Origin of the sequence: Stenotrophomonas sp. WHRI 8082 (genome assembly GCF_040223995.2) — a bacterium.
Lineage (GTDB): Bacteria > Pseudomonadota > Gammaproteobacteria > Xanthomonadales > Xanthomonadaceae > Stenotrophomonas.
In genome coordinates, this window is record NZ_CP167826.1 from 993,831 (window position 1) to 1,012,751 (window position 18,921).

Genomic DNA, 18,921 nt, shown 5'->3' on the forward strand with positions numbered 1-18,921 from the left:
GCTCGAAGATGATCCCCATGAACGTCCGCGTCGATGCGGTAGAGACACCCGCGTGCAGCGCACTGCAGACGCTTGACGGATTGTCTAGCGTGGTCGCCGACAGAGGCGTGCCCAAGAGGCGTTCCATCAGGCCCGTCCAGCGCGCCGGAGGCGGGGATGCCCTCCTGTGTGCAAAGGCTACGCGTCGATTCATCCGACAACGATCGCGCCATGACGCACCCTCTTCGACGGGCTTCCTCGCGCCCGCTGCGACACGCTGTGGTCACACCGCACCCGGCAACGCGCGCCACGCTCGGCGAGCGCAGCGGCCGTCGACGACAGTCCAGCGGCAAGCGGCCGTCGGTGCCTTACTCGTCGCGATACTGCCCGTCGGTCACCTGCTCGAGCCACGTTACAGGACTGCCATCGAGCGACTCTGCGATGGCGATGTGGCTCATCGCTGCATCAGCGCGAGCGCCATGCCAGTGCTTCACGCCCGGCGGGATCCATACCGTGTCGCCCGGTCGCAGGGGTTGCCGGGGCTTGCCCCACTCCTGCACCCAACCCGTACCGGTGGTGACGATCAGCGTCTGCCCCAGCGGATGGGTATGCCAGGCCGTACGCGCACCGGGCTCGAAGGTCACCGTCGCCCCGCCAACGCGCGCAGGCTCGGTGCCTTGGAACGGCGCATCGATCCGAACGGTGCCCGTGAAGTAGTCTGCGGGGCCGGCTGCAGATGCCTTGCTGCCGGCGGGGTTGACCGCGATGGAAGCGCCTTCCGGCGTGCCAGCGGTCGTGGCCATGGCCATCGCAGCGGTCAGTAACAGGGACATCGTGTATTCCTTGGCAACGGTTGGAAACGCCAGCCTACGCCTCGCTGGGGCCGCCATTGCAGCAGCCTGAGCGGATGCATCCAGAAACGCCGCTCATCAATCATTGCCCACCGTGACCCAGCGCGCGATGATGCGCGCATGCCGCGCGAGAATCTCAACGATCTGCAAGCGTTCGTCCATGTTGCCCGGGAGGGCAGCTTCACCCGCGCCGCTGCCCAGCTGGGCGTATCGCAGTCCGCGCTCAGCCATACGCTGCGTGCGCTGGAACAGCGACTCGGCGTGCGCCTGCTGACCCGCACGACGCGCAGCGTGTCGACCACCGAAGCCGGGCAACGGCTGCTGGACACCCTGTCGCCGCGGCTGGCGGAAATCGAAGAAGAGCTGACCGCGCTGGCCGAATACCGCGACCGACCCGCGGGGACCATCCGCATCAGTGCCGCCGGCCATGCCGCCGAGCACGTGGTATGGCCGCGACTGCAGCGCGTACTGCTCGACTATCCGGATCTGAAGGTGGAACTGACCGTGGATTACGGGCTGAGCGATATCGTCGCCCAGCGGCATGACATCGGCATCCGACTGGGTGACCAGGTGGCCAAGGACATGATCGCCGTGCCGATCAGCCCACCGCTGCGCATGTGCGTGGTCGGCACGCCGGCGTACTTCCGTCACCATGTCATCCCGATGCATCCGCAGGATCTCGCCGCGCACAGTTGCATCAACCTGCGCCTGCCCACGCATGGCGGCCTGATGCCATGGGAGTTCGAGCGCGATGGCGAGGAAATCAACGTCCGCGTAAGCGGGCAGTGGACGTTCAACAACAGCGCACTGATGTTGCGGGCCGCGCTGGCGGACGGTGGCCTGGCCTGGCTGCCCTGTGACCTCGCCCGAGCCGCAGTCGACAGCGGCCAGCTGCTGTCGGTGCTGGAAGACTGGTGCCCGGATTTCGATGGGTACTACGCCTACTATCCCTCGCGTCGCCAGGCCTCGGTGGCCCTGCGCATCGTCCTCGATGCACTGCGCGAAGCCCGCTAGCGCCGCGCCCTGCGCTGCGAGCGCAAAGCGCGGCTTGTAGCAGACATCGCCCTGCCGGACCCGATGCCGTCGAGCAGGGCTCCGCGCTATCGCCCTACCAGCTGGGCCTGCGCCGCGCTGTAGCGCTCACCCACGATCGCGATCTCGGCCAGCGCCGCTTCGATGTGCGCCCGCGCCGCACCGTCCAACGTCAGCGACGCCGCGCCGAGGTTTTCCTGCAGCCTGGGCAGCTTGGTCGTTCCCGGAATCGGCACGATCCACGGCGCCTGCGCCAGCAACCACGCCAGTGCCACCTGCGCCGGCGTTGCGCCGGTATCAGCGGCGATCGTGCCGATGCGATCCACTAAAGCTTGGTTCGCCGCGCGGGCATCGGCTGCGAAGCGCGGCACCGAGTTCCGGAAATCACTGGCATCGAACGTGGTATCGGCCGAAATCGCGCCAGTCAGGAAGCCCTTGCCCAGCGGGCTGAACGGTACGAAGCCGATGCCCAGTTCTTCCAGCACAGGCAGCAGTTCTGCTTCCGGCTGCCGCCACCACAGCGAGTACTCGCTTTGGACCGCGGTCACCGGCTGCACCGCATGGGCGCGTCGTACGGTCGCGGCAGCGGCTTCGGACAAACCAAAATGCTGCACCTTGCCTTCGGCGATCAACTCACGCACGGTCCCGGCCACGTCTTCGATCGGCACGTTGGGATCAACGCGATGCTGGTAGAACAGATCAATGCGATCGGTACGCAAGCGCTTCAGGCTGGCCTCGGCCACCGCCCGGATGCGTTCAGGACGGCTGTCCAGTCCCGCGCCGGCGCGGCCTTCCTTGAAACCGAACTTGGTGGCGATCACCACTTTCTCGCGGTACGGCCCCAAGGCCTCGCCCAACAGCGCTTCGTTCTCGAATGGACCGTAGGCTTCGGCGGTGTCGAAGAACGTCACCCCCTGGTCCACCGCTGCATGCAGCAGTGCGACGGCCTGAGCGCGTTCGGTGGCGGGGCCATACCCGAAGCTCAGGCCCATGCAGCCCAGACCGATCGCGGAAACGTGCAGGCCACTGCGGCCGAGTTCACGGGATTCCATGGAAATGCTCCTGCCGGCGATGCCGGAATCAACAAAGGAAGCCCACCGTACGCCGTGCGGTGTCGACGATTGGATCCCCTGCGGCGCTGGCGGTGATGAGCCGGGCTCATGAAAGCAACAGCAGTGGCCTGTGGCGGTGTGCTTGATCGCGTTGCTTTACCGCCTTGCTTCGCTGCCTTGCTTCGCTGCCTTGCTTCGCTGCCTTGCTTCGCTGCTTTGCTTCGCTGCTGTTTTTTACCGCTGTGTTGTATCGCTTGGTAGAGCCGACTTCAGTCGGCTGCTTCACCGACAGCCGACTGAAGTCGGCTCTACCAGGGCGGGCGGAGCAGCCGACTGAAGTCGGCTCTACCAGGACGGGCGTGCCGTCGTGGTCAGCGGACTTCGGAAATCTCCACACCGTCCAGGCCCTGCGACAGTGTGCGGGCATCGCCGCCCTGGCTCAGCTTGATGCGCAGGCGCACTTCGTTCTGCGAATCGGCATACCGCAGCGCGTCTTCGTAGCTGATCTCGCCCGCCTGGTACAGCTCGAACAAGCTCTGGTCGAAGGTCTTCATGCCCAGCTGGGTGGACTCCTTCATGACTTCCTTGAGCTTGTGGATCTCGCCTTCGCGGATGTAATCCTGCACCAGCGGCGTACCGAGCATGATCTCCATGGCGACCTTGCGCGAGCGTCCGTCCGGCGAGGGAATCAGCTGCTGCGCGACCACGCCCTTGATGTTCAGCGACAGATCCATCAGCAGCTGGTTGCGGCGATCTTCGGGGAAGAAGTTGATGATGCGGTCCATCGCCTGGTTGGCGTTGTTCGCATGCAGCGTGCACAGCACCAGATGACCGGTCTCAGCGAAGGCAATCGCATGGTCCATGCCTTCGCGGGTACGGACCTCGCCGATCATGATCACGTCCGGTGCCTGGCGCAGGGTGTTCTTCAGCGCCGCTTCCCAGCTGTCCGTATCGATGCCGACCTCGCGCTGGGTGATGATGCAGCCTTCGTGGCGGTGCACGAACTCGATCGGATCCTCGATGGTGATGATATGGCCGGTCGAGTTGTGGTTGCGGTAGCCGATCATCGCCGCCAACGAGGTCGACTTGCCGGTACCGGTCGCACCGACGAACAGGATGATGCCGCGCTTGGTCATCGCCAGCGTCTTGATGATCGGCGGCAGCGCCAGCTCATCCACGGTGGGGATGCGCGTTTCAATCCGGCGCAGCACCATGCCGACCTGGTTGCGCTGGTAGAAGCAACTGACACGGAAGCGGCCGACACCGGACAGGCCGATGGCGAAATTACATTCGTGCGTCTTCTCGAACTCTTCGCGCTGCGCCGGCGTCATCACGTTCAACACCAGATCGCGGCTCTGCTGCGGCGTCAGCGGGGTCTGGGTGATCGGCGAGATCTTGCCGTTGACCTTGATCGCCGGCGGCATGCCGGCCGTGATGAACAGGTCCGAGGCGCGCTGGTGCGCCATCAGCTTGAGGAAGGAAGTGAAATCGATGGTATTGGTGGCGGCACTGTTCACGGCGGACTCCAGATGGCGGGGCGGTAGGCGCGATGCATCGGCGTGCGACGCGCGCCGGTTGGACGCGCCCCGCCCTGCCGTTGCCGCGCCTTACTCGAACAGGCGCTTGTCCTTGGCGTACTCTTTGGCTTGGTTGCGCGTGATCAGGCTGCGCTTGACCAGATCCTGCAGATGCTGGTCCAGGGTCATCATGCCGTACTGCTGACCGGTCTGGATGGCCGAGTACATCTGCGCCACCTTGTCCTCGCGGATCAGGTTGCGGATGGCGGGCGTGCCGACCATGATTTCCCAGGCCGCCGTGCGTCCACCGCCGACCTTCTTCAGCAGCGCCTGCGAGATGACCGCACGCAGCGACTCCGACAGCATGGAGCGCACCATCGGTTTTTCGCCGGCGGGGAACACGTCGACGATACGGTCGATGGTCTTGGCGGCCGAACTGGTGTGCAGCGTACCGAACACAAGATGGCCGGTTTCCGCCGCGGTCAGCGCCAGGCGGATGGTTTCCAGATCGCGGAGCTCGCCGACCAGGATGATGTCCGGATCTTCGCGCAGCGCCGAACGCAGCGCTTCGTTGAAGCCATGCGTATCGCGGTGCACTTCGCGCTGGTTGATCAGGCACTTCTGCGAGGTGTGCACGAACTCGATCGGATCCTCGACGGTGAGGATGTGTCCGTACTCGTTCTTGTTGATGTAGTCGATCATCGCGGCAAGCGTCGTCGACTTGCCCGAGCCGGTCGGCCCGGTCACCAGGATCAGCCCCTGCGGCTGCTGGATGACCTCGCGGAACAGCGGCGGGCAGGCCAGGTCCTCCAAGGTCAGCACCTCGGACGGAATGGTACGGAACACCGCACCCGCGCCACGGTTCTGGTTGAAGGCATTGACGCGGAAGCGCGCGAGCGACGGAATCTCGAACGAGAAATCGACCTCGAGGAACTCCTCGTAATCGCGACGCTGCTTGTCCGACATGATGTCGTAGACAAGCGCATGCACCTGCTTGTGGTCCAGCGCAGGAATGTTGATGCGACGGACATCGCCGTCGACACGGATCATCGGCGGCAGGCCTGCGGACAGGTGCAGGTCGGATGCTTTGTTCTTTACGGAAAACGCCAACAGCTCGGCGATATCCATGAGCGGCTACTCCCCAATAACGGCTTGGACTGGAAGGATCTTTCCCCGGGCGTCAGTATAGCGTTCTGTCAGACCGGAACGCGTTACGTGCAAAGTCCCCTGCCCGGAATACTGAGCAACCTGCAGAACGCGGCCCAGGCCGCCGGGCGGCCAACCCCGTCCCTGCTGGCGGTGTCCAAGACCCACCCGGCCGACGCCATCGCCGCGTTGGCCGCCCAAGGCCAGCGCGCGTTCGGCGAAAACTACGTGCAGGAGGCCCTGGCAAAGATCGAGGCGCTGCAAGGCCTGGCACTGGAATGGCACCTGATCGGCCACCTGCAGTCGAACAAAGCCGACGCGGTTGCGCGCGCCTTCGACTGGGTGCAGAGCGTAGACCGGTTGAAGCTCGTGCAGGCGCTCGCCCGCCACCGTCCCGCCACCTTGCCGCCGTTGAATGTGCTGATCCAGGTGAACGTGGATGACGAAGACAGCAAGCACGGATGCGCGCTGGAGGCAGTGGATGCGCTGGCCGCGGCGATTTCGACCGAACCGACCCTGCGCCTGCGCGGCCTGATGGCCATCCCGGCGCCATGGCCCGATGCCGCGCGTCGGCAGCAGGCGTTCAGGCGCATGTATCAGGCGCAGCAGGCCCTTGCCGACCTTCATCCCGGCGCAGACACCCTGTCAATGGGGATGAGCGGCGACTACGCCGAGGCCATCGCGGAAGGCTCGACCATGGTCCGCATCGGCACCGCACTCTTTGGCGCCCGCCCGCGCCCCGCATGAATTGAAAGGAAGATCCAGATGACCGATACGTCCATTGCCTTCATCGGCGGCGGCAACATGGCGCGCAGCCTGATTGCCGGGCTGGTGCGCCAGGGCACGGCACCGGCCCAGATCCACGTGGCCGAGCCGGTGACTGCGCTGCGCGAAGCGTTGACGGCCGAGTTCGGCGTCAAGACCTATGCAGGTGCCAGCGAAGCCGCGGCGCAGGCGGGCACGTGGCTGCTGGCGGTCAAGCCACAGGTGCTGCGCGATGTATGCGCGCCGCTGCAGCCGCTTGCCGCGGCAACGAAGCCGCTGCTGGTGTCCATCGCCGCCGGCATCACCAGCACCCAACTGGACCGCTGGCTGGGCGGAGACGTGGCCGTGGTGCGCGCCATGCCCAATACCCCGGCCCTGCTGGGGGCCGGTGTCACCGGACTGTTCGCCACGCCAGCGGTTACCGACGCGCAACGTACGCAGGCGGACCGCATCCTGGCCAGCGCAGGCGGCACGGTCTGGGTGGACGACGAGGCGCTGATGGATTCGGTGACTGCTGTATCCGGCAGCGGGCCGGCATACGTTTTCCTGTTGGCCGAGGCAATGGAAGCGGCCGGCATTGCACAGGGCCTGCCCGCGGAAGCGGCACGCACGCTGGTGCAGCAGACGCTGCTCGGTGCATCGCGCATGCTGGACGAAGCCGGCGAGGCACCCGGTGAGCTGCGCCGTCGCGTCACCTCGCCGGGAGGCACCACCCAGGCGGCAATCGAAAGCTTCCAGGCAGGCGGCTTTGAAGCGCTGGTCGCAACGGCACTGGCTGCCGCACAGACACGTGGCCGCGAACTGTCCGCCGCCAACGATTGAACCCCGGCGGTGACGGTGAACCCCGGCGGTGACGGCCGCTGGCCGCGCTTCGGCTGCCCCACCACAGGTAGAGCCGACTTCAGTCGGCTGGTGTTGGCGCAGCCGACTGAAGTCGGCTCTACCCAGCGGGCCGCCCCCAGCGCAGCCGACTGAAGTCGGCTCTACCGTACCTCGGGCGTCACCGGAAACCGCTCCATCAGGAACTCAACGAAACACTGCAGGCGTGGCCGGGGGCGGCGGTCCGGCAGGTAGATCAGGTGCATCGGCCGTGCGGCCGGCACGTGATCGGCCAGCACGGTGACCAGCCTTCCCGCCGCGATGTCTTCGCCCAGCAACGCGGTCGGCTGCAATACCAACCCGGCACCGGCCAGCGCAGCCTGCCGCAGTGCCTGGCCGTCGTTGCTGCTCAGCCGTGCGCGCGGCTCCCAGTCCACCGCATCGCCGTTCGCCAGCCGCCATCCATGGCCCCCGCGCCAGGACAGATGGCTCAGGCACTCATGCTGGGCGAGATCCGCTGGATCACGCGGCGTCCCTTTCCGCCGCAGGTAGTCCGGCGACGCGCACAGGCTCATCGCGTAGGGCGGCAAGGGGCGCGCCACCACCTCGCGGGACGGCAGCGGGCCTACCCGGATCGTCGCGTCGAAACCGTCCTCGATCAAGTCGACAGTGCGATTGCTGAGGTCCAACTCGATGTTCACCAGCGGCTGCGCTTCCAGCAACGAAGCCAGCGCGGGCGCGAGCACGCAGCTGCCCCACGTGCTGGGCGCACTGATCCGTAGCAGCCCACGTGGCTGCAACTGCAGGCCCGCGACACTCGCTTCGACGTGCTGCACCTGCTCGAGCACCTGCCGGCATCCGGCCAGATACGCGGTGCCGGCCTCCGTCAGACGCTGACGTCGGGTGTTCCGTTGCAGCAGCGCCGTACCCAGATGCGCCTCCAGCTGCTGGACGTACTTGCCGACCATCACGGCCGACACGTCCAACTGTTCGGCCGCGCGCGCGAAGCTGCCGAGATCGGCCACGGCGACAAAGGCCTGCATGCAGCGGAGTCTGTCCACTACTAACTCCAGGTTAGGAATGAGCGAATCATACGCCCCTTATCCAAAGCCGATCGCCGCGCCAGACTGGCCTCACTTACTGAAGGAGTATCTGCATGAAGATCCTGATCGTTGGTGCCTCTGGGACGTTGGGGCAGGCGGTAGCCCAGCATCTGGGCCAGCACCATGACGTTGTCACCGCAGGGCGTCGCAGTGGCGATCACCGCGTGGATCTGACCGACGATGCCAGCGTGCACGCCCTCTTCCAGCAGACCGGCCTGCTCGACGCGGTGATCGCCACCACCGGCCAGTTGCACTTCGGCCCCCTGCAGGACATGACGGCTGCCCAGTTCAACAGCGGACTGCAGGACAAGCTGCTTGGCCAGGTGCGCCTGGCATTGGCCGCGCAGCATCACCTGCGCGCAGGGGGCTCGATCACCCTCACCAGCGGCATAGTGAGCGCCCAGCCGATCCGCGATGGCAGCAATGCGACGGCGGTGAACGCTGGCCTGGAAGGCTTCGTGCGTGCGGCAGCATGCGAACTGGTGGCACGCGGACTGCGCATCAATGTGGTGAGTCCTACGGTGCTGGAAGAATCCGCAGTTGCCTACGCGCCGTACTTCCCGGGCTTCGAACCGGCGGCTGCCAGCCGGGTCGCGCTGGCCTACCAACGGGCGGTGGAAGGCATCCAGAGCGGGCAGACGCTCACGGTCTGGTGAGCTGCGGGCGACTGACCGAGCAAGTCCGGGATGCCCGGGGTGTCCGGGATCTCGGGGATGCCCGGTAGAGTCGACTTCAGTCGACTAGCGCAGGCGGTGCCGACTGAAGTCGGCACTACCGAACCGACGGCGAGCAGCAGCCGACTGAAGTCGGCTCTACCGAACCAGCAGCGAGCAGCAGCCCGAGGGCTGTCCTCATTCCCAGCGCTGCGGCCCTTCGCCCTGTTCTGCCAGCACATCGCCGGGGTTGGCCAGCCAGCAGCGTTTCAGCGACAGGCAGCCGCAGCCGATGCAGCCGGTCAGCTGATCGCGAAGGAACTGCAGCAGGTGGATGCGCTCATCCAGTTCGCTGCGCCAGCGCGCGGACATGCGCGCCCACTCCGCCTTGGTCGGTGTGCGTCCTTCAGGCAGCTCTGCCAACGCCGCACCGATTGCTTCCAGTGGCATGCCTACCCGCTGTGCCACCCGGATCACTGCCAAGCGCCGCAGTACATCGCGCGGGTAACGCCGCTGGTTTCCTGCGTTGCGCAGGCTGCGGATCAGCCCCTTGCGCTCGTAGAAGTGCAGCGCCGACACCGCCACGCCACTGCGCTTGGCGACCTCGCCTACACTAAGCTCCTGCATCCCCATCTCTTGACCTCAACCATGGTTGAGGCCGGATGCTGCCGCCTCCGCATTCCCATTACAAGCCCTGACATGAACTCCGACGTCTCTTCCCTGGCCCTGGTGGATAAGGCATCCATCCTCTCGCCACGCTATCGCGCCACGACGGTCGGCATGGTCGCACTGGTGGCGCTGGTGGCGTTCGAAGCGCTGGCCGTTGCCGCGGCCATGCCTACCGTCGCGTTCGCACTGGATGGTCTGCGCCTGTACGCGTTGGCCTTCGGCGGCGCGTTGGCGACCAGCGTGATCGGGATGACCGTGGCGGGTCGCCTGTGCGACCAACGCGGACCATCGCGGCCACTGTGGCTGGGTCTCGCGTTCTTCATCATCGGTCTGATCGTCGCCGGCCTCGCCCCGCGCATGGGTGTCCTGGTGGCCGGACGCCTGCTGCAGGGCGTGGGCATCGGCGCGGTATCGGTGTCGCTGTATGTGCTGGTCGCGCGCACCTTCCCCGAGCCGCTGCGGCCGAAAGTCTTCGCCGCCTTCTCGGCGGGCTGGGTGGTCCCATCGCTGGTAGGCCCGGGGCTGAGCGGCCTCATCGTGCAGTACGCCGGGTGGCGCTGGGTATTCCTGGCGGTTCCGGTGCTCGCTCTGCCGGCTGCCTGGTTGCTGGTGCCCGCGCTGCGCGCCAGTGCACAGGACGTTCGCACCGAGGTCGTTGCGCGCCCGGTCGTGCGGTGGGCCGTGGGCGCGGCGCTGGCCGCCCTTCTGTTGTACCTGGGGGGACAGCAGCAGGGCATCACCGCGCTCGTGTTGATGACCAGCGCACTGGTCGCGCTGGTGGTGTGCAGCCGCCACCTGCTGCCTCCCGGCACCTTGGCACTGCGCCGCGGCTTGCCCAGCGTGATCGCGCTACGCGGTATCGCCGCGTCTGCGTTCTTCGCCGCGGAAGCCTTCCTGCCGCTCTTGTTGCAGCGCGAACGTGACCTCTCCCCCCTGTGGGCAGGCGCTGCACTCAGCATGGGGGCGCTGGGCTGGTTCTCCGGCTCATGGCTGCAGGGACATCAACGTTTTGGCTGGACCCGTGCGCATCTGGTGCAGGCCGGTTCGTGGATGATGGGCGGCGGCCTGCTGCTCACCTCGCTGACGCTGCAACAGGGCGTGCCCCTGCTGCTGGCCTTGGCAGGCTGGTCACTGACCGGGCTCGGCATGGGCCTGATCTACCCCAGTCTGTCGGTGCTCACGCTGTCGATGTCACCGCGTCACGAACAGGGAGCGAACAGCTCGGCGCTGCAGCTCAGCGAAGGCATCGCGGTGGCGACCACGCTGGCGTTGTCCGGCGCACTGTTCGCCGCCTTCATCGATGGTCGCGAAACACTGGGCTACCTGCTGTGCTTCGCGGTGACCCTGCTGCTGGCGCTGCTGGCCACGGTGGTCGCGCGGCGCATCTGATCGCAGCCGCTGCTGGGGTGACGACCGTTGGTCATCACGTCATTGATTGACGGCGTTCCACCTCTGCTGATATGGCGGAACAACGCCCGATTGCTTTCCGATAGCTTCTCTGCATTCTGAGACGTCAGGCCCGTTCAACGCTTCAGTAAACCGCAAACATGCCAGCCCCCCCACAGAGGACAACGCCATGCTTGCCACCGCGCTCCTTTTCTCGGCCGCCCTTCTCCCGCTCCCAGTGACCGGTTACATAGACCGGGTGGTGGCACCCAGCGCGGACGGCGACGTCATCCTCCGCACTTCCGAGCATTCCGATTTCAATGGAGGCAAAATTCGTCTGGAACAAAAGCTGCGACGTCTCTCTGGCGATCGGTTTTCCATAGACTTCAGCGATCAGCCTGCCTTCACAAAGATCTACCATGAAGCGCTGTGCCTTGAGGGCGGGATGCGACCCAGCACGGAGCGGGGAGTACTCGGAGGTGAAGATGCCATAGCCGCTTGGTCGTGCGTATCTTCCGAAACGCGAGAGGGCACTCCGGCCACAATCGAAGAAATCGAGCGCGTGGTCGACGAGCCCGCATCAAGCCAGGAGAACTGGACAGACTATGCACGTACCGCCGCTCCCTCTGGGAGTGCAGCACTGGGGCAGCCGTTCTTCGCCGTCGGATCGATGAGCGTGAAAAGCTCAGTAGCCGGCGCTGTGTCCTACAGCGTCAGCGTCGATGACAGACGGTGCTACTTTCAAAGTGCCGAGCGTCATGCGGGTGCCTTCGAGCTTTCGGCGCAGACGGGTGTGAGCTGCAGCGGCGACCGGCCCGGTTCTCTCAACACCGAAACGCGCGCCTGCGTCCCGCGCGCGTGTGGACTGAGCCAAGGCAGCTACCGCATACGGTGAAGCGCCCCCGGGGCCTGTGACGACCAGCGGTCGTCACCCACCAGATTCCAGCTCACGGCCGCGCACCCACCTCGTCCACGTCCTCGCGCAGGATGCGGCGGATTTCCAGCACGGCCTGCGGCGTCTCCTGCACGCTGTGGCCGGAGATGATCACCTTCTCCGACACGGCGCCCTCCAGGTGGGAACTCCAGTACGGCACCAGTCCGTCATCGGACTGCAGCAGCGGCACTTCTGGCTTGCGCTGGGCAATGATCGAGTGATATTTCAGCCCGGGCTGGATCGGCAGCGAGCCGGCTGCCATGACGAAGGGATCGGTGGATTTCAGGTTGTCGATGCTGTTGGGCACGCGCAGCTTTTCACTCCCACTACGTTGCGCATCGGCCTGCTGCAGGGTGTTGAATGCATCCTCGAATGAACCCAGGATCGTCAACGGCAGACGCACCAGACGACCGATCAGGCGCCCCACCCGGTTGCCCGCGATGTCCGTTCCCTTGTGCGGGGCCGCGATGAAGATCGCCCGTTCCACGTTCGGCTGCGGCTGGAACTGCAGCAGCGGGCCCAGCTTGGTCTTCACCCGCTGCAGGCGCTCGCCTTTCAGGTCGTAGCGTGCCATCAGGTCGTTCCACAATGCATCGCCGGATGCGCTGACCATCAGCCGTCCCAGTACACCGCCCATGCTGTGGCCGATGAACACCTGGTCCTTCGACGCACGCGTCTGCCCGCTGGGATCGAAGTGTTTCAGGGTGCTGTTGAACGCGCGCGAGATCTCGTACCGGTTCAGCGCAATCGGCGCATTGGTCGGGTAATACACCTGCCACACCTGGAATTCGCGGCGCAGCTCCTCTTCGCCCATGATTTCGTTGGCCACGTTCACCCACGCCTCCGGACTGCTGCCCAATCCATGCAGCATGAAGATGATGCGGCGGTTCGGGTCCCAGGGTTGCATCAGGTAGATGTGCGGCTCCTTGATGCCTTCGGCCAAGCCGAACAAGGTGCGCAGCGCCTGCGTGGCGAACCCGCTCTGTGCAAGCCACAGCCCATACGCCGCAGTGAAGTTGCCGGCCAGCGGCACCTGCTGCCCGTGCAGGTCGACCCGCTCGGTCGCTTCCGGGGAATACACATCCAGCAATACCTGGCTGGTCTTCAGCACGTCGTCCAGCGAGTCGCCCTTGAAGCGCAGCAGCGCGGTGGCGTTGATCGAGGACATCTCACTGTACTTCGGCACTTCGTGTTTCCTGGCGGGCGCAGCCGCATCCACCGGCGCGTCTGCCTCCGGCAAGGGGGTGCTCAACTGGGGTGGGTCCATCACCACCACCAGCTCGGCACCGAACCCATCACGGCGGTAGGTGCTGCGCAGGCCAACGAAGCTGATCGTTGCCGCCGACACCAGCCGGGTGGGCATGCTGGGCATCGACAGGCGATCGTAGTCGGAGGTGATCGTCCAGCGCTCGCCGGCCACGGGCGCGTTGTAGTCTTCGCCTTCCAGTGCGGACGCGCGTGCCCGACGGAACACCACCGACGCCGTCTGCTCAGCAGCATAGTTGTAGTAGTCGCGCACCTGCGTCTGCCGATCCTCGAAGGCACGATCAGAGGGCGCGCGGCCACTGAAGAACAGGTACGCATACGCGTAGCGCGCCGCTTCCAGCCATGCATCCACGGCCGCGTCGCTCATCGGCTCCTTGTCTGCATGCTTGGGTTTCGGACTGAGGGCCAGCGCCGTCTGCACCCACAGTTCGGACAGCGCCGACATGCGCTGCTCGGCACTGATGCCATCGGTATCCAGCAACGTCCTGCGGCAGACCACTACGTCCTTGCCACACTGGCTGGCATCCAGCCCCACCACGCTCAGTGTTTCCTGTGATGCCGCACTGAGCTTGCCGGTGGTCAGCACATCGGAGCGCTTGCTGGACAGGTAATCGGTGTTGGCCACCTGCTTGACCGTTACCATCGCGCAGCCACTGCCCAGCAGCAGCACGGCGGCAGCGAGCAGCAGGCGTATCCTCTTCGGCAAGTAAACCGGCGCCCTCATGTCGATCATTGTTCACCTTCCTGGGCGGTGCCGGGCACGCCACGGCGGATCCATCTGGAGAAATCCTTGTCAGACGCCGGCTGCAGTGCGCGATCGGTGATGCGTGCGCGCTCGCGGAGCTCTTTGAACGAATGCCCCGGCGTCAACGCGCCTTGATCGAATGCGTAGCGGTCCAGATACCCGGACAGCAGCAGGCGGTAGTCCAGCGGCAGCCCGGGGGCGATATGCCGCGCCAGATCAAATACGATCGTGGTGCAGTTGCTGGTCAAGGTGTTGTAGAACGCCGGCGCCGCATCGAGCGTGCGTGCCTCGTCGATGTAGGCAGCGAACAAGGTACGCAACTGGGCCTGGCTCAGGCCATGCAGCCGATACAGATAGACATCCTCGCCGCGCGCATTGGTGCGTGTGCGGATGATGTCGGTTTCTTCGGACGCCACCAGAGTCATTTCGAACTTGCGGAAGAAGCCGCCCAGCGCGGAGAACGACTCGCCCTGCTCTTTGCGGATCTCCAGCGAGAAGACCAGCTGCCGTCCGTCCTCGAATCCGAACGACACCAATGTGTGGGCGATCGCAGGTCCCATCCAATACGACATCACCAGATCGGCCGACGCCAACTGCTGCAGGTCGTACTCCCGGCGGACCCAGCGCGCATCGTAGTCCTGCTCGGTGCGCCAGGTGAAGTCGCGCACGTTGTCCAGCACGACCCTCCGACCATCGAAAGAGGCCACGTGCAGCCGCTGCGCCACGTCGTCGGCCCATGCGCGGTCCTGTCGCGGCGTCAGGCTGAGCCACGTCAGTGCCGCAGCCACCATGCACAGCCCGTACGCGGCGGGCAGCCTGCGCCCCGCCCGTCCGCGCGCCACACGCACCGACATCCAGCCACCCGCCAGCAACCAGAGCAGCGCCGCGCACCCCGCCAGCCAGCCGGGTCCCGGCACTTGATAGAACACCAGTCCAGCAACCCACAGGGTGGCCAGCAGCATGAGGGTTCCGATACTCCAACGGCCTGCTGCCTTCACGGGGACCTGTCGCATTCATCTTGGGGCGCCTAGTTAGCCACAAGCGAGGTGCCGGGGAAATCCGAAGGCGTTCAGGAATGGCCGCCGCGCGGACCGGTGGGGTCCCGGTAGCCGCCGGGAGCGCCACGGCGCGACAGGAGATACTTCGGGCAGAATGACGCCACGCACCGGGAGACATCATGGGCATCAAAGAGGTTTCTGCTGTGGCGGTCAACGAATGGCACACCGCCCGTTGCCATTGCGGCGCCGTGCAATTGCGCCTGCATCTGCCTGACGGCATCGTCGATCCGCGCCGGTGTGACTGCTCGTTGTGTCGGCGTCGTGGCGCCATCGCGGCCACCGTGTCTGAAAACGGGATCGAGGTCCTGCAGGGACACGCGCACCTGCGTCTGTACCAGTTCAACACCCACGTAGCCGAGCACTGGTTCTGCGATGTCTGCGGAATCTACACACACCACCGTCGGCGCTCGAATCCGCATGAGTACGGCTACAACGTGGCCTGCCTGGAGGGCATCGATCCGTTCGGGCTGGGCGTGATACCCACCAATGACGGGGTCAACCACCCGGCCGACCGATAGATACCAGGTCAGTGCCTGCTGCGGCGGCTCGGGGCGGCAACCTTCTGCCAGGGCGAGATCGCCAAGCGACCTGCGCGTACGGGGCGCTTCAAGGTCAGGCGCCGGGCGCCTGCTTCGGGAGGCGCATCCGGTCCCTCTTCGATCGGCCCTGCATCGCTTGGCGTTGCCAGTAGTGCAGTGTGCGGAAGCAGGCGGTCAATGAGCCACATGGCGGAACTCCGTTGGGGGCGGGTGCACCCACCCTAAGTCCGCCCCGGCGACCGCCATGTGATCCGCCGATGACATGACGATGACCGTGCTGAACGGCACGGCCACTCACGTTCAGGCGCTCTTTTTCCGCCGGCCCAGACCGCGCACCAGCACGAAGAACAACGGCACCATCAAGATCGCCAACAGCGTGCCGGACACCATGCCGCCGATCACGCTGATACCGATCTCGCGCCGGCTCACCGCCCCGGCACCCGTGGCCAGGGCCAGCGGCACTACGCCGGCCACGAAGGCCAGCGAGGTCATCACGATGGGCCGCAGCCGCAGGCGCGCCCCTTCCAGTGCGGCATCCACCGCAGAGCGTCCGGCACGGTACTCGGCCTCGGCGAATTCCACGATCAGGATCGCGTTCTTTGCCGACAGGCCGATGGTGGTCAACATGCCGACCTGGAAATAGATGTCGTTGACGAAGCCTGCGACGGTGGTCGCCAACACGGTGCCGAGCACGCCCAGCGGAATCACCAGCAGCACCGCCACCGGCACTGTCCAGCTTTCATACAGCGCCGCGAGGCATAGGAAAATGAAGGCGATGGACGCCAGGTACAGCCAGATCGTCTGGTTGCTGGAGAGCTGCTCCTGGTAGGACAGGCCGCTCCACTGCAGGCCGAATCCCTCTTCCTGGGCCACCAACTGCGTCATGCGGCCCATGGCCTGACCCGAGCTGCTGCCCTGGGCGGCACTGCCCTGCAGCTGCATCGCCGGCAGGCCGTTGAAGCGTTGCTGCAGCTGCGGCCCGCGCTCCCAATGCGTGCGGGCAAAACTGGCGAACGATGCCATCTGCCCATCGCTGCCACGCACATACCACTGGTTGATGTCCTCGGGCACGCTCCGGTACGGGGCGTCGCCCTGAATGTAAACGCGCTTGACCCGGCCGCGGTCCAGGAAATCATTCACGTAGGTTCCGCCCCAGGCGGCCGACAACGTGGTGTTGATGTCCGCCTGCGCCAGACCCAGGGCGCTCGCCTGGGCCTGGTCGATATCCACCTGCAGCTGGGCGCGATCGCCCAGTCCATTCAAGCGCACCGATGAAAGGCCGGCGTCCTCGTTGGCCGCCTGCACCACGCGCTGTTGCGCCACCTTCAGCGCTTCGCGGCCCGCCGCACTGCTGTCCTGCAGCCACAGTTCGAACCCGCTGGACTGGCCCAGCCCGCGCACCGCAGGCGGCGACAGGACGTTGACCTGGGCATCGGCCACAGCACGGAAGTGCGCGTTGGCGCGGGCGATGATCGCATCGGCGCTGGTGTCCCCATCGCGCTCACTCCACGGTTTCAGCGCAAGGAACCCCTGGCCCGCGTTCTGCCCTGTACCGGCATTGTTGCGACCGACCACCACGAAGGCGACATCCACGCTCTGCTTTTCATTTTCACGGAAGTAACGTCCGATGTCCTCGCCCAATGCTTCGGTCTTGGCCATGGGCGTACCCTCCGGCGTGGTGAACTGGAACATCACCAGCCCTTGGTCCTCTACGGGCAGGAAGCCGGTCGGCATGCGCAGGTACAGGCCCGCCACCGCTACGACCACCAGCAGATAGAAGACCATCCAGCGCCGCGGCCGACCGACCACGTGGGCCAGGCCGGCACGGTAGGAGGCCTGGGTGCGTTCCACCCGACCATTGAACCAGCGGAAGAAGCGTCCCGGCGGGCGCTCCTTGTCGGCGGGCTTGAGCAGGGTGGCGCACAGTGCCGGGGTCAGGGTCAGCGCGACCAGCGCGGAAAGCACCATGGCCGACGCAATGGTGATCGAGAACTGCCGGTAGATGATGCCGGTGGCTCCGCCAAACATCGCCATCGGCAGGAAAACGGCACCGAGCACCACGGTGATGCCGATCAGCGCACCGGTGATCTCGCCCATCGAGCGCTCGGTGGCTTCGGCGGGTGGCAGCCCTTCTTCGTGGATGATGCGCTCGACGTTCTCCACCACCACGATCGCATCGTCCACCAGCAGACCGATCGCCAGCACCATCGCGAACAGCGTCAGCGTGTTGATCGTGAACCCGGCGACGGCCAGCACCCCGAAGGTTCCCAGCAATACCACCGGCACCGTGATCGCCGGGATCAGCGTCGCGCGCAGGTTCTGCAGGAACAGGAACATCACCACCACCACCAGGATGATCGCCTCGATCAACGTATGGACCACCCCTTCCACCGACACCCGTACAAACGGGGTGCTGTCGCGTGGATACGCCACCTCAAGGCCCGGCGGGAACGTCGGCTTCAAGCGCTCGATTTCCGCACGCACGGCATCGGCGGTCTGCAGGGCATTGGCACCGGAGGCCAAGGTGACCGAGAATCCGGCGGCCGGGTAGCCATTGAGGAAACTGCTCATGGTGTAGCCCTGCGCACCGATCTCGATGCGCGCGACCTGGTCCAGCGTCAAGGCCGCGCCATTGGGCAGTGTCTTGAGGATGATCGCGCGGAACTGCTCCGGGGTCTGCAGCCGTGACTGCGAGGTCACCGTGGCGTTGAGGCTCTGGTCGTCCATCGCCGGCAGACCGCCCAGCTCGCCGGCCGTCACCTGGGTGTTCTGCGCCTCGATCGCGCTGCGCACATCGCTCGGCATCAGGCTGTAGGCACGAAGCTGATGGGGATCCATCCAGATGCGCATCGCGTAGGGAGCGCCGAACACATCGATCTCGCCGACGCCCGGGATACGGCTCATCGGATCCTGCACGCTGCTGGACAGGAAATCCGACACGTCCACGCGCTGCATCTTGCCGGTGGTGTCATACAGCGCGACCACCATCAGCGAGTCGCCCTGCGACTTGGCCACTGTCACGCCCTGCTGCTGCACTTCCTGCGGCAGGCGGTTGATCGCCTGGTTGACGCTGTTCTGCACCTGCACCTGGGCGATGTCCGGGTCGGCCTGCTGGTCGAAGGTGACCGTGATGCGTGCCTGCCCTGCGGAAGAGCTGCTGGAAGAAAAATACAACAGGTGGTCGATGCCCTTGATCTGCTGCTCGATCACCTGCGTGACGCTGTCTTCCACGGTCTGCGCGGACGCACCGGTGTAGTTGGCGGTGATGTTGATCTGGGGAGGCGCAATGTCAGGGTACTGCTCCACCGGCAACTGCAGGACCGCGATGCTGCCCAGGGCCATGATGGAGATCGCCAGTACCCAGGCGAAGATCGGACGGTGGATGAAGAATCGGGAGAGCATGCGCA

General features: G+C 65.6%; 16 protein-coding genes. 7 read left to right on the forward strand and 9 right to left on the reverse strand.

Annotated elements, in window-relative coordinates; all coding sequences use genetic code 11:
* Nucleotides 1-347: 347 nt before the first annotated feature.
* Nucleotides 348-812, reverse strand: a complete 465-nt coding sequence (locus ABRP17_RS04300) for a cupin domain-containing protein (protein ID WP_188324775.1) — start codon at nucleotides 810-812, stop codon at nucleotides 348-350.
* Nucleotides 813-950: 138 nt separating this feature from the next.
* Here ABRP17_RS04300 and ABRP17_RS04305 point away from each other — a divergent pair, with 138 nt between their 5' ends.
* Nucleotides 951-1,844, forward strand: a complete 894-nt coding sequence (locus ABRP17_RS04305) for a LysR family transcriptional regulator (protein WP_349984905.1) — start codon at nucleotides 951-953, stop codon at nucleotides 1,842-1,844.
* Nucleotides 1,845-1,930: 86 nt separating this feature from the next.
* Here ABRP17_RS04305 and ABRP17_RS04310 read toward each other — a convergent pair whose 3' ends face one another.
* From ABRP17_RS04310 to ABRP17_RS04320, 3 genes are all read right to left on the reverse strand, one after another.
* Nucleotides 1,931-2,914 (reverse strand): aldo/keto reductase, encoded by a 984-nt coding sequence (locus ABRP17_RS04310; RefSeq protein WP_349984906.1) that lies wholly within the window; start codon nucleotides 2,912-2,914, stop codon nucleotides 1,931-1,933.
* 371 nt (nucleotides 2,915-3,285) lie between these two features.
* Nucleotides 3,286-4,380: a PilT/PilU family type 4a pilus ATPase gene (locus tag ABRP17_RS04315; RefSeq protein WP_197974053.1), complete on the reverse strand. Its 1,095-nt coding sequence runs from the start codon at nucleotides 4,378-4,380 to the stop codon at nucleotides 3,286-3,288.
* 141 nt (nucleotides 4,381-4,521) lie between these two features.
* Complete coding sequence (locus tag ABRP17_RS04320; RefSeq protein ID WP_188324779.1) at nucleotides 4,522-5,559, reverse strand: type IV pilus twitching motility protein PilT; 1,038 nt, start codon at nucleotides 5,557-5,559, stop codon at nucleotides 4,522-4,524.
* 87 nt (nucleotides 5,560-5,646) lie between these two features.
* On the opposite strand from ABRP17_RS04320, the gene ABRP17_RS04325 reads away from it, so the two are divergent.
* Together ABRP17_RS04325 and proC are read left to right on the forward strand one after the other, a co-directional pair.
* Nucleotides 5,647-6,324 carry a YggS family pyridoxal phosphate-dependent enzyme gene (locus tag ABRP17_RS04325; protein ID WP_188324780.1) on the forward strand — a complete coding sequence of 226 codons (678 nt, stop codon included), beginning with the start codon at nucleotides 5,647-5,649 and terminating at the stop codon, nucleotides 6,322-6,324.
* An 18-nt stretch (nucleotides 6,325-6,342) separates the two neighbouring features.
* Nucleotides 6,343-7,164 carry a pyrroline-5-carboxylate reductase gene (proC, locus tag ABRP17_RS04330; RefSeq protein ID WP_349984907.1) on the forward strand — a complete coding sequence of 274 codons (822 nt, stop codon included), beginning with the start codon at nucleotides 6,343-6,345 and terminating at the stop codon, nucleotides 7,162-7,164.
* 161 nt (nucleotides 7,165-7,325) lie between these two features.
* Here the strand turns inward: proC and ABRP17_RS04335 are convergent, their stop codons facing one another.
* Nucleotides 7,326-8,222: a LysR family transcriptional regulator gene (locus ABRP17_RS04335; protein WP_349984908.1), complete on the reverse strand. Its 897-nt coding sequence runs from the start codon at nucleotides 8,220-8,222 to the stop codon at nucleotides 7,326-7,328.
* A gap of 95 nt (nucleotides 8,223-8,317) precedes the next feature.
* Here ABRP17_RS04335 and ABRP17_RS04340 point away from each other — a divergent pair, with 95 nt between their 5' ends.
* Entirely contained in the window at nucleotides 8,318-8,920 is a 603-nt protein-coding gene (locus ABRP17_RS04340; RefSeq protein WP_188324783.1) for a short chain dehydrogenase, read from the forward strand.
* Between the two features lie 195 nt (nucleotides 8,921-9,115).
* Here the strand turns inward: ABRP17_RS04340 and soxR are convergent, their stop codons facing one another.
* Nucleotides 9,116-9,550 carry a redox-sensitive transcriptional activator SoxR gene (gene soxR, locus ABRP17_RS04345; protein ID WP_349984909.1) on the reverse strand — a complete coding sequence of 145 codons (435 nt, stop codon included), beginning with the start codon at nucleotides 9,548-9,550 and terminating at the stop codon, nucleotides 9,116-9,118.
* Between the two features lie 66 nt (nucleotides 9,551-9,616).
* Between soxR and ABRP17_RS04350 the strand changes: the two genes are divergently transcribed.
* Nucleotides 9,617-10,975 carry an MFS transporter gene (locus ABRP17_RS04350; protein WP_349984910.1) on the forward strand — a complete coding sequence of 453 codons (1,359 nt, stop codon included), beginning with the start codon at nucleotides 9,617-9,619 and terminating at the stop codon, nucleotides 10,973-10,975.
* A gap of 187 nt (nucleotides 10,976-11,162) precedes the next feature.
* Nucleotides 11,163-11,867 carry a hypothetical protein gene (locus ABRP17_RS04355; protein WP_349984911.1) on the forward strand — a complete coding sequence of 235 codons (705 nt, stop codon included), beginning with the start codon at nucleotides 11,163-11,165 and terminating at the stop codon, nucleotides 11,865-11,867.
* Nucleotides 11,868-11,919: 52 nt separating this feature from the next.
* Here the strand turns inward: ABRP17_RS04355 and ABRP17_RS04360 are convergent, their stop codons facing one another.
* Both ABRP17_RS04360 and ABRP17_RS04365 read right to left on the reverse strand, forming a co-directional pair.
* A complete protein-coding gene (locus ABRP17_RS04360) occupies nucleotides 11,920-13,896 on the reverse strand; it encodes an alpha/beta hydrolase (protein WP_349984976.1) in 1,977 nt (658 codons plus the stop codon).
* Nucleotides 13,897-13,901: 5 nt separating this feature from the next.
* Complete coding sequence (locus tag ABRP17_RS04365) at nucleotides 13,902-14,879, reverse strand: DUF4105 domain-containing protein (protein WP_349984912.1); 978 nt, start codon at nucleotides 14,877-14,879, stop codon at nucleotides 13,902-13,904.
* 215 nt (nucleotides 14,880-15,094) lie between these two features.
* Here ABRP17_RS04365 and ABRP17_RS04370 point away from each other — a divergent pair, with 215 nt between their 5' ends.
* A complete protein-coding gene (locus tag ABRP17_RS04370; protein ID WP_349984913.1) occupies nucleotides 15,095-15,493 on the forward strand; it encodes a GFA family protein in 399 nt (132 codons plus the stop codon).
* A gap of 321 nt (nucleotides 15,494-15,814) precedes the next feature.
* Here ABRP17_RS04370 and ABRP17_RS04375 read toward each other — a convergent pair whose 3' ends face one another.
* Nucleotides 15,815-18,916, reverse strand: coding sequence for an efflux RND transporter permease subunit (locus ABRP17_RS04375; protein ID WP_349984914.1), 3,102 nt, complete (start codon nucleotides 18,914-18,916; stop codon nucleotides 15,815-15,817).
* Nucleotides 18,917-18,921: the final 5 nt, after the last annotated feature.